Genomic DNA, 13,780 nt, shown 5'->3' on the forward strand with positions numbered 1-13,780 from the left:
TATAAAGACCTTAGCGGACCCTTCAAGCCATGAATAAAAATCTGCGTTTCAGCCATAAAATCCTGCTTGCAGCCTCCCTTATCGTCATTGCCGCCTTCGCGCTGTTTACCCTCTACAACGACTACCTGCAACGCAACGCGATTCGCGACGACCTGAATAACTACCTGCATGAAATGGGCGATGTCACCGCCAACAACATTCAAACCTGGCTCACCGGGCGCATTGCGTTGGTGGAAAACGCTGCGCAAAACATCGCCATCAATCCCGAACCAAGCGTGGTTGCCAGCCTGCTGGAACAGAAAGCCCTGACCTCTGCATTCATGGCGACCTACGTGGGCGACAGCAAAGGCGCCTTCACCATCCGTCCCGACACCAAGATGCCGGACGGCTTCGACCCGCGCGTTCGCCCCTGGTACAAAGGCGCCCAGAACAGCAACGGTTCGACCCTGACCGAACCCTACATCGATGCCGCAACCGGGCAATTGATCATCTCCATCGCCACCCCCAGCGCCAAGGGCAGCCAGAGCATCGGCGTGGTCGGCGGCGACCTGAGCCTGCAAACCCTGGTGGACAACATCGCAGCCTTGAACTTCGGCGGCATGGGCTATGCGTTCCTGGTCAGCGCCGACGGCAAAGTGTTGGTGCACCCGGACAAAAACCTGGTGATGAAGACCCTGGCGGACGTCTACCCGACACACACACCCAAAATCAGCGGTGATTTCAGTGAGGTCCAAGCCAATGGCAAAGACAACATCGTGACCTTCACGCCAATCAAAGGGCTGCCATCGGTGAACTGGTACCTGGGTATTTCGGTGGATAAAGACAAATCCTTCGCCATGCTCAGCGAATTCCGTACCTCGGCCGTCATCGCTACCGTCATTGCCGTGGTGATCATCATCGCCCTGCTGGGCATGCTGATTCGCGTCTTGATGCAACCGCTGCACGTGATGACCCGTGCCATGCAGGACATCGCCGACGGTGAGGGTGACCTGACCCGCCGGCTGACCATCCAGAACCACGACGAGTTCGGCATCCTGGGGAATGCGTTCAACCGCTTCGTGGAACGCATTCATACATCGATTCGCGAAGTGTCCTCGGCCACCGAGCACGTCAACGAAGTGGCCCTGCGGGTGGTCAGCGCCTCCAACTCGTCAATGGTCAACTCCGACGAGCAGGCCAACCGTACCAACAGCGTTGCCGCCGCCATCAACGAGCTAGGGGCCGCGGCCCAGGAAATCGCCCGCAACGCTGCGCAAGCATCCAACCAGGCCAGCGATGCGCGGCAGTTGGCCGAAGACGGTCAACAGGTGGTTGATCGCAACATCAAGGCGATGACCCAGCTGTCCGCGATGATCAGCACTTCAAGCAGCAATATCGAAGCACTTAACAGCAAGACGGTGAATATCGGCCAGATTCTTGAGGTAATCACCAGTATTTCCCAGCAAACCAACCTGCTGGCACTCAACGCCGCCATTGAAGCGGCGCGTGCCGGGGAAGCCGGACGCGGGTTTGCGGTGGTCGCCGATGAGGTGCGCAACCTCGCGCATCGCACCCAAGAGTCGGCGCAGCAGGTGCAGACCATGATCGAGGAGCTGCAAATCGGCGCCCGAGACTCGGTCAGCACCATGAGCGAAAGCCAGCGCCACAGCCTCGACAGTGTGGAAATCGCCAACCTGGCCGGCGAACGCTTGAACAGCGTGACCCAGCGCATCGGTGAGATCGACGGGATGAACCAGTCCGTCGCCACCGCCACCGAGGAGCAGACGTCGGTCGTGGAGTCGATCAACATGGACATCACCGAGATCAATACGCTTAACCAGGAAGGCGTGGAAAACCTGCAATCAACCCTGCGCGCGTGCTCGGACCTGGAACAGCAGGCGGCACGGCTGAAGCAACTGGTGGGTAGTTTCCGCATCTGACAGGCAGCCCTCTCGCTCGCGATAGCGCAGCATCAGTCGGTGACGTATTGACTGAACCACGGCTATCGCGAGTGAACCCGCTCCCACACTGACGCTGTTCAAACTCGATCGCACCGTGCATCCCCAATCTCGATCGAACATCTATCCTTACCTCAGGTCCACGTTAGGAGAGCAACGGATAGGAGGGATGTTCATCGTGCACATTGCGGACATAACCATGTTCTACGCCCCTGCCAGCGGTGGCGTACGCACTTATCTCGACGCCAAGCATCGGCGTCTGGCGCTCAAGCCCGGCATTCGCCACAGCCTGTTGATCCCCGGCGCGCACTTGAGCGAACAGGATGGGATCTTCAAGGTGCCGGCGCCTGCCCTGCCCTTCGGCAAAGGCTATCGCTTCCCCCTTCGGCTCGCGCCCTGGCGAAATGTCCTGCATGACTTACAGCCCGATCTGATCGAAGTTGGCGATCCCTACCTGACCGCCTGGGCGGCACTGGATGCGCGGCGCCAGCTGGATGTGCCGGTCATCGGCTTCTACCATTCCGATTTACCGCTGCTGGTGAGCAACCGCATGGGGCCTTGGTTTACCCCTAATGTCGAGGCGTATGTCAGCAAGCTCTACGGCAATTTCGATCGGGTATTGGCGCCGAGCCAAGTGATGGCCGACAAGCTCATCGGGCTTGGGGTCAGGAATGTGTTCGTGCAGCCGCTGGGTGTCGACCTGCAGACCTTCACGCCGGCCGTGCGCGACCCCGGCTTGCGCGCCGAACTGGGGATTGATGAAGACACCCGCCTGCTGATCTTCGCCGGGCGAGGTTCCAAGGAAAAAAACCTGCCGGTGCTGCTCAAGTGCATGAAGCGCCTGGGGGATGGCTACCACTTACTGTTAGTGGGCTCTGGCATGCCGGCCAGCGTACCGGACAACGTCACGGTGATCGATGGGTTCCGCCCCGCCCTCCATGTCGCCCGGTTGATGGCCAGTGCCGACGCGCTGCTGCATGCCGGAGACCAGGAAACCTTCGGCCTGGTGATCCTGGAGGCCATGGCCTGCGGTATCCCGGTCGTTGCCGTGGCGGCCGGTGCGTTCACTGAGATTGTCGACGAGCGCTGCGGCCTGCTCTGCGCGCCCAACCACCCCAAAGCGATGGCCGATGCCGTGCGCGAGTTGTTCGGCACCGATAGTCGGCGCCTGGGGGAGCAGGCACGACGCCATGTCGAACAGCATTACGCCTGGGACACGGTGGTCGATAGCCTGCTGGGTCATTACTACGCGGTGCTGGGCCGCCACAAACCGATGCTCGCCCATGGTTGAGCGCTCGGTTTTACTGGTGCTGCACGATGTCGCACCGCACACCTGGACCGACTATCGCCCATTCGTCGAAGCTGTCGACGCCTTGGGCGCCGTGCCGATGACCTGGCTGGTGGTGCCGGACTTTCATCATCGTGACGCCCTGGCCGCCCACACTGATTTCCGACGGTTGCTCGACACCCGCGTCGCCAAGGGCGATGAACTGACGTTGCACGGCTACTACCATTGCGACGATCAACCGCCACCGCGCTCGCCAAAAGAGTGGTTCATGCGCCGGGTCTATACCCATGAAGGCGAGTTCTACCAACTGTCCCAGGTCCAGGCCTTGCAGCGTATTACCGATGGCATCGAGGTGTTCCGACGCAATGGCTGGCCGCTGCAGGGTTTCGTCGCCCCTGCCTGGCTGATGAGCCAGGGCACTCGCCAGGCACTACGCCAATTACCCCTGAGCTACACCAGCGACCCGCAGCACCTGTATCGCCTGCCCGACTTCACCGCGCTCAATGCGCCGGGGCTGGTGTGGAGCGCGCGCAGCGCCTGGCGCCGTGGCTTGTCCAAAGTCCTCAGCGACCGACGTGAGCAACACTGGCAAACAGCCCCGGTCATTCGCCTGGGGTTACACCCGGTGGACATGCGCCATGAGTTTTCCCGCCGTTATTGGCTGGACACCCTGCAACGCCTGTTGAACGCCGGACGCACCCCACTGACCAAGGCCGCGTGGCTGGCGATGCAGCCGTGAGCCGATTGATCTGGCTGTTGCTCGCCCTGCTGGTCGCGCTGGTGATTCCCGTGGGATTGGGGGGCAGCGAAACCATAACGCGCCTTCGGCAATTCCCCTTGCCGCTGCTGTTGCTGATGTTTGTCATGATTGTCCTGTGCTGGCTGATCAACAGCCTGCGCATCCGCTTATTGCTGGGCATGCACCGTGGCCGGTTGGGGCGACTTAAATGCCTTGGGGTGGTGATCTCGACTGAGTTCGCCATGTGCGCCACACCCGGTGGCAGCGGTGGGCCGCTGACCTTGATGGCCTTGCTGGCACGCCACGGTATACGCCCGGCCCACGGCAGCGCGGTATTCGCCATGGACCAGTTGAGCGACTTGCTGTTTTTTCTTTGTGCACTGGTGGGGATCGCGTTGTACGCGCTGTTCCACAGCCTCAATCCACGCCTGGAATGGTTGCTGGGGCTCAGCGCCGTATCGATGACCGGGGGCGTTGTCAGTTGCCTGCTCATGGTGCGATTTCATCGGCGCCTGATTCGCCTGATAGGCCTGGCACTCAAGGCCCTAAAGGTTCGGGCCACGACACGGCGGCGCTGGGCACGCCGGCTGCTGCATTTTCTAGCGGCATTCAGTGACACGCTGAAACTGCCTTGGCACACACTGGTGGCAGTGTTCGCGCTGACCAGTCTGCATTGGCTATTGCGTTACAGCGTGCTGTACCTGGCGCTACGCGGGCTGGGCGGCGATGTGCAGTGGGCCTGGAGCTTCCTGATCCAGATGCTGTCTTTGACGGCAGGGCAATTCAGCCTGTTACCGGGTGGTGCCGGCGCGGCGGAACTGACGTCGGCGGCCTTGCTGGCGCCCATGGTGGGCAAATCCACCGCCGCGGCGGCGATTTTGATCTGGCGGGCGGTGACCTATTACTTCTATCTGTTGGCCGGTGGGCCGGTGTTTGTGCTGATGGTTGGCAAACCACTGCTCAAGCGTCTTTTTCAGGGTAAGCAGGTTGCTCCTGCAACTGCTCCCATAACTGGGCAGCCCCTGGGAAGTCCGTACCATCCTCGGCATCCAGCGCATCCGGGTCATAGCGACTCAGACACCCCTCGCCCAACGTAGCGGGCGCCTTGGATGTGGCTTTATCGAGCGGGTCGGTCATGGGCTTGTCCTCTTATGCCGATCAATAAAAAGGGCCTGCGACGATTTAACGCCCAGGCCCTTCTTTGTTCAATCAAAACACGATGATCAGAACACGACCGTCTTGTTGCCGTGCACCAGCACGCGGTCTTCCAAGTGATAACGCAGGCCACGGGCCAGCACCATCTTCTCGACGTCGCGGCCGAAACGCACCATGTCTTCAATGCTGTCGCTATGGCTGACACGCACCACGTCCTGCTCAATAATCGGGCCGGCGTCCAGTTCCTCGGTCACGTAGTGGCAGGTTGCGCCAATCAACTTCACACCACGCAGGGAAGCCTGGTGATAAGGCTTGGCACCGACGAACGACGGCAGGAAGCTGTGGTGGATATTGATGACCTTGCCGGCGTATTCGCGGCACAGGTCCGGTGGCAGGATCTGCATATAGCGCGCCAGTACCACCACATCAGCGTCATGCTGCTTGACCAGGCGGGAGACCTCGGCGAACGCGGGCTCCTTGTCCTGTGGGTTGACCGGTACGTGGTAGTACGGGATGCCATGCCACTCGACCATGCTGCGCAGGTCGTCATGGTTGGAGATCACACAGGCAATCTCACAGTCCAGTTCATCGCTGTGCCAGCGGTGCAGCAAGTCAGCCAGGCAGTGGGATTCGCGGCTGGCCATCAGCACCACGCGTTTTTTCTGCTCGGTGTCGGTGATGCGCCAGGTCATCGAAAACTCTTCGGCGATCGGCGCAAACGCCTCACGAAAAGCTTCAAGACCAAAGGGCAGCGTATCGGCACGAATTTCGTGACGCATGAAGAACCAACCGCTGAGATTGTCCGAGTGATGGCTCGCCTCGGTGATCCAGCCGTTGTGGGAAGCCAGAAAGTTACTGACTTTGGCAACGATGCCAACCCGGTCCGGGCAAGCTATCACCAGCCGAAAAGTGCGCATTAGGGGGGAACTCCAGAACTTCGCAAAGGCCGCTATTCTAGCGATTACGCAGAAAAACTGTAGTATTCCTTGAGGCTTATTCTGACAGCCCGGCCTGGCCACAGCCCTTAATAGCGTAAGGTTTTAGCACTGCTATATGAAGATGCATGGGCAAGCACGTGCAGTTGCGAGGGAAATTAACGAGATTATCTATAGCCGCACCCTCTACTAATTAACTCAATTGCATCGCTTTGCCACAAACATTCAAAGTAATTCACATAAATGCATTCTTAAATGTTTACTTGATGAAATTGCCTGACTATTATTGGGCCACTATCCCTGTCAATCAGCGCTCTACATAAGGTAGTCCACATGTCTCTGATCAACGAATACCGTGCCACCGAAGAAGCTATCAAAGAACTGCAAGCCCGTTTGAAGAACCTGTCCCAAGACGACAAGCTGCAAACCGAGCTGGAATTCGAAGGCAAACTGCGCACCCTGATGGGCGAATACTCCAAATCCCTGCGTGACATCATTGCGCTGCTGGATCCAGAATCGAAAGTTAAAGCACCACGTGGCGCCGTAAAAACTACCGGCACCAAGCGTGCTCGTAAGGTCAAGCAATACAAAAACCCACACAACGGCGAAGTGATTGAAACCAAAGGCGGCAATCACAAGACGCTGAAAGAGTGGAAAGCCAAGTGGGGCGCTGACGTGGTTGAAGGTTGGGCTACCCTGCTGGGCTAAGCCTTGCCAGGCTTGCGCCTGATACGCGACACATTAAAAACGCCAGCTTGCTGGCGTTTTTTATTGCCTGCAGATTCTGCAATTAGCTGACTACAGCTTCAAGCGCGCCGCTAATGCATTGGCAAACTCCTGCCATTGATCGAGCACCTGGCATTGAAACGGCGTAGCACTAACAGCCAACTCCTGGCGCGCCTGATTAAATGCTTCCAGGGTATTGGGGGCGCCCCATTGTGGATCGCTCAAACGTTGCTGACAGAAGAATTGCCAGCGTTGCTGCTCCTCACTGTTCAAGGTGTCAGGAAAGTTACGCGCTCGGTAGCGGAATAATAATTCCGGCAAACGCTGATCATCAAATGGCCACTGCTGGCTCGCTAATTGCGCAGGCTCTGCCGCTCGCACTTGCTCGCATAAACGACGATCACGATCACCGATAAAACCATCGTAGAGCTGCTGCTCCGGGTCGGTCACCGGTGCAAACTCTTCATCCGCGTAAATCGCCGCCAACTTGTCGCGCCAAACTTCCTGTGCGTCAGTTAGCCGCAGCGCACGCGCCTGATAAGCGTCCATATCCAATTGCAGCCGCGCACGGTCTTGGGCACGCAGCACGTTCAACGGTGCGACCACTGGACAGCGGTTGATATGCAACAACTTGAGCGGCACCGGCAACTCGCCTTCGGCCAGTTCATCACGGCGAGTATAGAGGCGTTGGCGCAAGGTCTCGGCGTCCACGTCCAACAGGCCCTGCGGGTCGAGCCCGAGGTCGCAGACGATCAGCGCATTGCGATTGCGCGGGTGCCAAGCCAGGGGCAATACAACCCCCAGATAATGGCGTTCGGCAGAAAAACGCCCGGAGATATGCACCATCGGTTGCAGCAGGCGCACCTGGTCCATCACCCGCTGCTTGCTGCGCAGCTGGAACAGCCAGTCGTACAACTTGGGCTGTTTCTCGCGCACCAGCCGGGCCAGGGCAATGGTGGCGCGCACATCGGACAAGGCATCATGGGCCTGGCCATGCTCGATGCCATTGGTCTCGGTCAAACGCTCAAGCTTGAGCGTGACACGCCCATCCTGCTGGGGCCAGGTGATCCCTTCCGGGCGCAGCGCATAGGCGGTTCGCACCACATCGATCAAATCCCAGCGACTGTTCCCGCCCTGCCATTCACGCGCATAGGGGTCGAAAAAGTTGCGATAGAGGCTGTAGCGCGTCATCTCATCGTCAAAGCGCAGGGTGTTGTAACCAGCGCCACAGGTGCCGGGGGCCGCCAGTTCTGCATGCACCCGAGTCATGAAGTCGGCTTCGGCCAAGCCCTTTTGCGCCAGGATGCCCGGGGTAATGCCGGTAATGGCGCAGGCCGCCGGGTGAGGCAGGATATCGTCACTGGGTCGGCAATACAGGTTGACCGGTGCGCCAACCTCATTGAGGTCGAGGTCAGTGCGGATACCCGCTACCTGAAGGGGGCGATCGCTGCGCGGGTTGATGCCGGTGGTTTCATAGTCGTACCAGAAAATGGAGGTCACGGGCTGTTCCTGTGCTGAAGATCGACAAAGTCTAGGCGCTGCAAGGCGTTCGGGGCCAGCGCTACCTTAACGGTACAAACACCCAGAAAAACCTTGAATGGTTGCTTCCACCGCCGACACTGCTAGCATCCGTGTCTTCCAACTGCCCTGCACTGCCAAGGATCGCGATGCCATCAGCCCCATTGGATACCCGTTACCAGATCGAGACCCCGGAGGGCATCGACCTGCCCTTGCGCCCGGCCGGCCTGCTGCCACGCGCGCTGGCCTTTGCCTTCGACCTGGGCGTGCGCGGGCTGTTCATGGGCATCCTGCTGGTGCCTTTGGCCCTGCTCGGCAATATCGGCATAGGCCTGGGTTCGCTGCTGCTGTTCCTGGTCAGTTGGTGGTACATGGTGCTGTTTGAAGTTCTCAACCAGGGCTGCTCCCCCGGCAAGCAAGTCATGGGCCTGCGCGTGGTACAGGACGACGGCACGCCTGTTGGCTGGTCCGCTTCGCTTATCCGCAACCTGCTGCGCTTTGTCGACATGCTGCCTTTCGGTTACTTTCTCGGCGCCATCAGTTGCCTGCAACATCCTCATTTCAAACGACTGGGCGACCTGGCCGGCGGCACGCTGGTGATCTACCGTGAACACCCCCTGGCTCGTCCACAGGTGCCCCCGGCGGCGGCCCTGCGCCTGCCCTTCGCCCTGGAGCTCAGCGAACAACGTGCGATCCTGGGTTTCGCGGAACGCCAGGGCCAACTGTCGGCTGAGCGGGTACACGAACTGGCCTCAATCCTTGCAACGCCCCTGCAAGTATCCCCGGCTCGCGCCGTGGAGCAGCTCAATGGCGTGGCGCGTGGCTTACTGGGGCCGACATGAAGCAGAGCCTGTTCGAAAGTCGTCATCAAGCACAATGGCAAGCCTTCGCCGAGCAACTGAAGCAGTTGGAGCAAGACAACGCCAAGGCCGGTGATGTGGCCGACTTCCCTCATCAATATCGACGCTTGTGCCAACATCTCGCCCTGGCCCAGGAGCGTGGCTACAGCAGCTACCTGGTGGACCCGTTGCAACAGCTGGCACTGCGCGGCCACCAACAGTTGTACCGCCATCGCAGCCAGTTGGGGGCTAACCTGTTGAGTTTCGTCCTGGCCGACTTCCCTCGGCTGGTGCGTGAACAATGGCGTTTCGTATTGATCGCCAGCCTGCTGTTTTTCGGCAGCCTGGTGGGTATCGCGCTGCTGGTGTACCTGTTCCCCGAGCTGATCTACAGCATCGTCAGCCCCCAGCAGGTGGCCGAGATGCAAAGCATGTACGACCCCGATGCCAGTCGCCTGGGCCGCGTCGCCGACCGCGCCTCCAGTGAAGACTGGATGATGTTCGGCTACTACGTGATGCATAACATCGGCATCGCCTTCCAGACCTTTGCCGCCGGCTTGCTGTTCGGGCTGGGCAGCGTGTTTTTCCTGATTTTCAACGGCCTGATCATCGGTGCCGTCTCCGGGCACCTCACTGAAATCGGTTATGGCCAGACTTTCTGGTCATTTGTCATCGGCCATGGCGCATTCGAACTCAGCGCCATTGCCCTGGCCGGCGCGGCGGGCTTGCAGTTGGGCTGGGCGCTGATCGCTCCCGGCCGGTTGACCCGTGGCGAGGCCCTGCGGCTGGCAGCGCACAAAAGCGTGCAGATGCTCTGCGGTGTCATGGCCTTCCTGCTGATCGCAGCCTTTATCGAAGCCTACTGGTCATCCATTACCTCGGTCGCTCACTGGGTGAAATACCTGGTTGGTGCCGGGCTCTGGCTACTGGTGGCCGCCTACCTGATCCTTGCCGGACGGACTCATCATGCGCCTGAGTGATGCCAGCGTCGTGATTCGTCCCCGTACGACCTGGGAAGCCATGGACCTTGGCGTATTAATGGCCCGGGAACACCGCCTGTTGTTAATGGCCAGTTGGGCCATCGTCACCCTCCCGGTGTTCATCCTGTTGACCGCACTACTGTGGCAATCCCCGTCCACGGCCATATTCCTGTTCTGGTGGTTAAAGCCCGCCTTCGACCGCCTGCCATTGCATATCCTGTCCAAAACCTTGTTTGGCGAGACGCCCAGCCTCAAGCAGGCCGTGCGCCAATGGCCGCGACTGCTCAAGGGCCAGTTGCTGGCCAGCCTGACCTGGCGGCGGTTCAGCCTGAGCCGCAGCTTTGTGATGCCGGTTAGCCAACTCGAAGGCCTGGATGGCCCGGCACGCCAAAAACGCCTGGGTGTATTGCAGCAACACAACGCCGGGGCCGCACGCTGGTTGACCATCCTAGGCGTGCATCTGGAGATTGGTCTCTGGTTTGGCTGCATGGCGCTGTTCTATCTATTGATTCCACAGCAGCTTGAACTGGCCTGGGACTGGCAACGCCTGGCGCTGGCGGGCGATTCAGAAGGGCTATGGCTGGAGCACCTGGGCAACGCCTTCTATGCGCTGATCCTGGTGTTCTGGGAACCGATCTACATCGCTTGCGGCTTCAGCCTCTATCTCAACCGCCGCACCGTGCTGGAGGCCTGGGACCTGGAGCTGGTATTCCGCCGCCTGCGCCAACGCTTGAGCAGTGTCGCGCCATTGCTGTTGCTGGTGGCCGGGCTGATGTTGCTGCCGTTCAGCCCACAGGCCCTGGCAGACAACGCCATATCACCCAAGCCACTGACGCCCCAGGCCTCCAGCCAATCGATCAAGGCGCTGCTGGACGTGCCCCCCTTCAAGAACCCGGAAACCGTCACCCACTACCGTTTTGGCGAGGATAAACCCGTCGTCAAAAACAAAGAGCACGGAGACGGCAAGCTGCCGGCCTGGCTCCAGGCGCTGCTGGACAATCTCAACAGCGACACCTTCAAGCCCGTCGCCCAAGCCCTGGAAGTGCTGCTATGGAGCTTGCTGGCAGGTAGCGTGGCCTTGCTGATCTGGCGCTATCGTGATTGGCTGCGCACGTTTGTCAGCCGGCAAGTGCCACCCAAGCCTGAAATCACCAGGCCGGTGCCGTCGCAATTATTCGGCCTGGAACTGGCCACCGAAACCTTGCCAGACGATATCGCCGCTACCGCCGAACAACTCTGGGCCACCCAACCACGGGAAGCCCTTGGCCTGCTGTATCGCGGCCTGCTCAGTCGGTTATTGCACGACTTCGACCTGCCGCTGAAAAGCGCAGACACCGAGGGCCAGGTCCTGGCTCGCATTCATCAGTTGCAACAACCGCAACTGCTGGCCTTCAGCGATGATCTGACCCGTCATTGGCAGAACCTCGCCTATGGTCATCGCCTCCCACCGGCCTTGGCACAACAGCAACTGTGCCGAGATTGGCGCGCCCTGTTCAACGCGGGGGCCGCATGATGAAACAACCGTTATTGTGGGTGGGGCTGCTGCTGGCATGCCTGTTGGGAGCGGGCGGCTTGTACGCGTGGCAGAAGGCTATCCCGTATGAGCAAGTAGTGGATCGCGGTCCATCGCCGGAGGCGCTGGCCAATCCCTACCTGGCAGCCGAGCATTTCCTGCGCCAGCAAGGCCTGTCGGTGGGGCATGCCAACGGCCTTGATCGGCTTGACGACTTGCCAGCCAAGGGCCACAGCCTGTTGTTGCTAGGTGAGCGCAGCAACATGACCCCACGCCAGGTGGATCAACTGCTGGCGTGGGCCAGGTCCGGCGGGCACCTGCTGGTGGTCGCCGAAGCACTGTGGGATGAAGAGACCGGTAAGAGCGGTGACTGGCTGCTCGATCGCCTGCACATCCACCAGACATTGAGCGATGACCCTGAAGCCCCCTCCCCGGCCCCCAAGAAGAAAACGCCGGACCTGACCAAGCTCTATATCGACAATGAAACCGCTCCGGCCTATTTCAGCTTCGATACCGACTTCAATCTCACCGACCCCAGGCATGTCGCGCAGTTTTCCGCCAACAGCGCCAGGTCCAGCCACCTGATGCAACTCGACCTCGGGCAAGGCAATGTGACGGTGGTCACTGACAGCGACCTGTGGAACAACGCGAACATCGGCAAGCACGATAACGCCTGGCTGCTGTGGTACCTGAACCAGGGCACTGATGTGACCTTGCTGTTCAACAGCGACGTGGACGATCTGTCCACCCTGCTGCTGCGCCATTTCCCCCAGGCCCTGGTCGCACTCGCCGCGCTGCTCATCCTGGCACTCTGGCACGTCGGCATGCGCCAGGGGCCGATCCAGGCGCCCGCCCCCAAGGCTCGCCGACAATTGCAGGAGCACTTGAAGGCCAGCGCCGATTTCCTCATGCGGCGCAACGGCCAAGGCACGCTGCTCCGTGCCTTGCAGCGCGATATCCTGCGCGCCGCCCGGCACCGCCACCCCGGTTTTGAACACCTCGACACCGAAGAACAGTGGCGGGTCCTTGAACACCTGACACGCCAACCCTCCCACGTCATCAATCAGGCCCTCGGCCCACTTTCGGCAAAACGGCTTTCCAGCGCCGATTTCAGCCGTCAGGTGGCATGCCTGCAAACTCTCAGGAATGCCCTATGAGCGACTTTCCAACGGCCACGGCCCTGACCAGCGAAACCCTGCAACTCGCCAGCCAGCAGGCCCAGTCCCTGCGCATTGAACTGCGCAAGGCGGTCATCGGCCAGGATCAGGTAATCGATGACGTACTCACTGCGCTGATCGCCGGTGGCCATGTGCTGCTTGAAGGCGTACCCGGGCTGGGCAAGACCTTGCTGGTGCGGGCCCTGGCCCGTTGCTTTGGCGGCGATTTCGCACGTATCCAGTTCACGCCGGACCTGATGCCCAGCGATGTCACCGGCCATGCCGTGTACGACCTGCACACCGAACAATTCAAACTGCGCAAGGGGCCGCTGTTTACCCACTTGCTGCTGGCCGATGAAATCAACCGCGCGCCAGCCAAGACCCAGGCAGCGCTGCTCGAAGCCATGCAGGAACGCCAAGTCACCCTTGAGGGCGAGGCCTTGCCGATCGGCCAGCCGTTCATGGTGTTGGCGACCCAGAACCCCATCGAGCAGGAAGGCACCTACCCGCTGCCCGAGGCCGAACTGGATCGCTTCATGCTCAAGGTACGCATGGACTATCCCGACTCCCGGCAGGAACTGGACATGGTGCGCGAAGTCACGCGTTCGTCCCGGGCCGACATGCTGGATGTCCAACCGCTGCGAGTCGTGCTGCAAGCCGGGGATGTACTGAAGTTGCAGCAGATAGCCAGTGAGCTGGCGCTGGACGAGCAAGTGCTGGACTACGCCGTGCGCCTGGCCCGGGCCACCCGCAGTTGGCCGGGGCTGACCATCGGTGCAGGTCCGCGCGCCTCCATTGCCCTGGTACGCGGTGCCCGTGCCCGAGCCCTGCTGCGCGGGGGCGAGTTCGTCACCCCGGACGACATCAAGGGCTGCGCCTTGGCGGTGCTGCGCCACCGGGTTCGTATCGCTCCCGAACTGGATATCGACGGACTGGAGGTGGACCAGGTGCTCAAGCAACTGCTGGACCAGATTCCGGCGCCTCGCCAATGAG

General features: G+C 60.4%; 12 protein-coding genes and 1 pseudogene. 11 read left to right on the forward strand and 2 right to left on the reverse strand.

The window, feature by feature from the left end:
* Nucleotides 1-29 precede the first annotated feature (29 nt).
* From AC1Q6I_RS15395 to gpgF, 5 genes and pseudogenes are all read left to right on the forward strand, one after another.
* Nucleotides 30-1,061: pseudogene (locus tag AC1Q6I_RS15395) on the forward strand (HAMP domain-containing protein); the annotation flags it as partial.
* Between the two features lie 93 nt (nt 1,062-1,154).
* Nucleotides 1,155-1,919: a methyl-accepting chemotaxis protein gene (locus AC1Q6I_RS15400; RefSeq protein ID WP_370531131.1), complete on the forward strand. Its 765-nt coding sequence runs from the start codon at nt 1,155-1,157 to the stop codon at nt 1,917-1,919.
* A 187-nt stretch (nt 1,920-2,106) separates the two neighbouring features.
* Nucleotides 2,107-3,228 carry an N-acetylglucosaminyl phosphatidylglycerol synthase gene (gene gpgS / locus AC1Q6I_RS15405; protein ID WP_024077165.1) on the forward strand — a complete coding sequence of 374 codons (1,122 nt, stop codon included), beginning with the start codon at nt 2,107-2,109 and terminating at the stop codon, nt 3,226-3,228.
* Entirely contained in the window at nt 3,221-3,964 is a 744-nt protein-coding gene (gene gpgD, locus AC1Q6I_RS15410) for an N-acetylglucosaminyl phosphatidylglycerol deacetylase (protein WP_102623797.1), read from the forward strand. Before gpgS ends, gpgD begins: the two co-directional genes overlap by 8 nt.
* Nucleotides 3,961-5,061 (forward strand): glucosaminyl phosphatidylglycerol flippase, encoded by a 1,101-nt coding sequence (gene gpgF / locus AC1Q6I_RS15415; protein WP_024077167.1) that lies wholly within the window; start codon nt 3,961-3,963, stop codon nt 5,059-5,061. Before gpgD ends, gpgF begins: the two co-directional genes overlap by 4 nt.
* A 126-nt stretch (nt 5,062-5,187) precedes the next feature.
* On the opposite strand, the gene purU is transcribed toward gpgF, so the two are convergent.
* The gene (gene purU / locus AC1Q6I_RS15420) at nt 5,188-6,036 is read right to left on the reverse strand and encodes a formyltetrahydrofolate deformylase (protein WP_024077168.1); all 849 of its coding nucleotides are present in this window, start codon (nt 6,034-6,036) and stop codon (nt 5,188-5,190) included.
* A 351-nt stretch (nt 6,037-6,387) separates the two neighbouring features.
* Between purU and mvaT the strand changes: the two genes are divergently transcribed.
* Nucleotides 6,388-6,762 (forward strand): histone-like nucleoid-structuring protein MvaT, encoded by a 375-nt coding sequence (gene mvaT / locus AC1Q6I_RS15425; protein WP_024077169.1) that lies wholly within the window; start codon nt 6,388-6,390, stop codon nt 6,760-6,762.
* Between the two features lie 90 nt (nt 6,763-6,852).
* Here mvaT and sbcB read toward each other — a convergent pair whose 3' ends face one another.
* On the reverse strand, nt 6,853-8,280 hold the full coding sequence (sbcB, locus tag AC1Q6I_RS15430; RefSeq protein ID WP_102623798.1) for an exodeoxyribonuclease I: 1,428 nt from the start codon (nt 8,278-8,280) through the stop codon (nt 6,853-6,855).
* A gap of 167 nt (nt 8,281-8,447) precedes the next feature.
* On the opposite strand from sbcB, the gene AC1Q6I_RS15435 reads away from it, so the two are divergent.
* The 5 genes from AC1Q6I_RS15435 to AC1Q6I_RS15455 are packed head-to-tail and all read left to right on the forward strand — an operon-like array spanning nt 8,448 to nt 13,779.
* Nucleotides 8,448-9,140, forward strand: coding sequence for an RDD family protein (locus AC1Q6I_RS15435; protein WP_041161009.1), 693 nt, complete (start codon nt 8,448-8,450; stop codon nt 9,138-9,140).
* Nucleotides 9,137-10,117: a stage II sporulation protein M gene (locus AC1Q6I_RS15440; protein WP_102623799.1), complete on the forward strand. Its 981-nt coding sequence runs from the start codon at nt 9,137-9,139 to the stop codon at nt 10,115-10,117. The genes AC1Q6I_RS15435 and AC1Q6I_RS15440 overlap by 4 nt, the downstream gene beginning before the upstream one ends.
* Nucleotides 10,104-11,630, forward strand: a complete 1,527-nt coding sequence (locus AC1Q6I_RS15445; protein WP_102623800.1) for a DUF4129 domain-containing protein — start codon at nt 10,104-10,106, stop codon at nt 11,628-11,630. The genes AC1Q6I_RS15440 and AC1Q6I_RS15445 overlap by 14 nt, the downstream gene beginning before the upstream one ends.
* A complete protein-coding gene (locus tag AC1Q6I_RS15450; RefSeq protein WP_102623805.1) occupies nt 11,630-12,787 on the forward strand; it encodes a DUF4350 domain-containing protein in 1,158 nt (385 codons plus the stop codon). Before AC1Q6I_RS15445 ends, AC1Q6I_RS15450 begins: the two co-directional genes overlap by 1 nt.
* The gene (locus AC1Q6I_RS15455; protein WP_024077175.1) at nt 12,784-13,779 is read left to right on the forward strand and encodes an AAA family ATPase; all 996 of its coding nucleotides are present in this window, start codon (nt 12,784-12,786) and stop codon (nt 13,777-13,779) included. Before AC1Q6I_RS15450 ends, AC1Q6I_RS15455 begins: the two co-directional genes overlap by 4 nt.
* Nucleotide 13,780: the final 1 nt, after the last annotated feature.

This window comes from Pseudomonas sp. MPR-R2A5, assembly GCF_058793055.1.

What these genes read in the sequence shown, in the direction of transcription:
- AC1Q6I_RS15435 (WP_041161009.1), top strand. Translation starts at nt 8,448, where the DNA reads ATGCCATCAGCCCCATTGGATACCCGTTACCAGATCGAGACCCCGGAG.
- gpgS (WP_024077165.1), top strand. Translation starts at nt 2,107, where the DNA reads ATGTTCATCGTGCACATTGCGGACATAACCATGTTCTACGCCCCTGCC.
- gpgD (WP_102623797.1), top strand. Translation starts at nt 3,221, where the DNA reads ATGGTTGAGCGCTCGGTTTTACTGGTGCTGCACGATGTCGCACCGCAC.
- AC1Q6I_RS15400 (WP_370531131.1), top strand. Translation starts at nt 1,155, where the DNA reads ATGGTCAACTCCGACGAGCAGGCCAACCGTACCAACAGCGTTGCCGCC.
- AC1Q6I_RS15455 (WP_024077175.1), top strand. Translation starts at nt 12,784, where the DNA reads ATGAGCGACTTTCCAACGGCCACGGCCCTGACCAGCGAAACCCTGCAA.
- mvaT (WP_024077169.1), top strand. Translation starts at nt 6,388, where the DNA reads ATGTCTCTGATCAACGAATACCGTGCCACCGAAGAAGCTATCAAAGAA.
- AC1Q6I_RS15440 (WP_102623799.1), top strand. Translation starts at nt 9,137, where the DNA reads ATGAAGCAGAGCCTGTTCGAAAGTCGTCATCAAGCACAATGGCAAGCC.
- purU (WP_024077168.1), bottom strand. Translation starts at nt 6,036, where the DNA reads ATGCGCACTTTTCGGCTGGTGATAGCTTGCCCGGACCGGGTTGGCATC.
- AC1Q6I_RS15445 (WP_102623800.1), top strand. Translation starts at nt 10,104, where the DNA reads ATGCGCCTGAGTGATGCCAGCGTCGTGATTCGTCCCCGTACGACCTGG.
- AC1Q6I_RS15450 (WP_102623805.1), top strand. Translation starts at nt 11,630, where the DNA reads ATGAAACAACCGTTATTGTGGGTGGGGCTGCTGCTGGCATGCCTGTTG.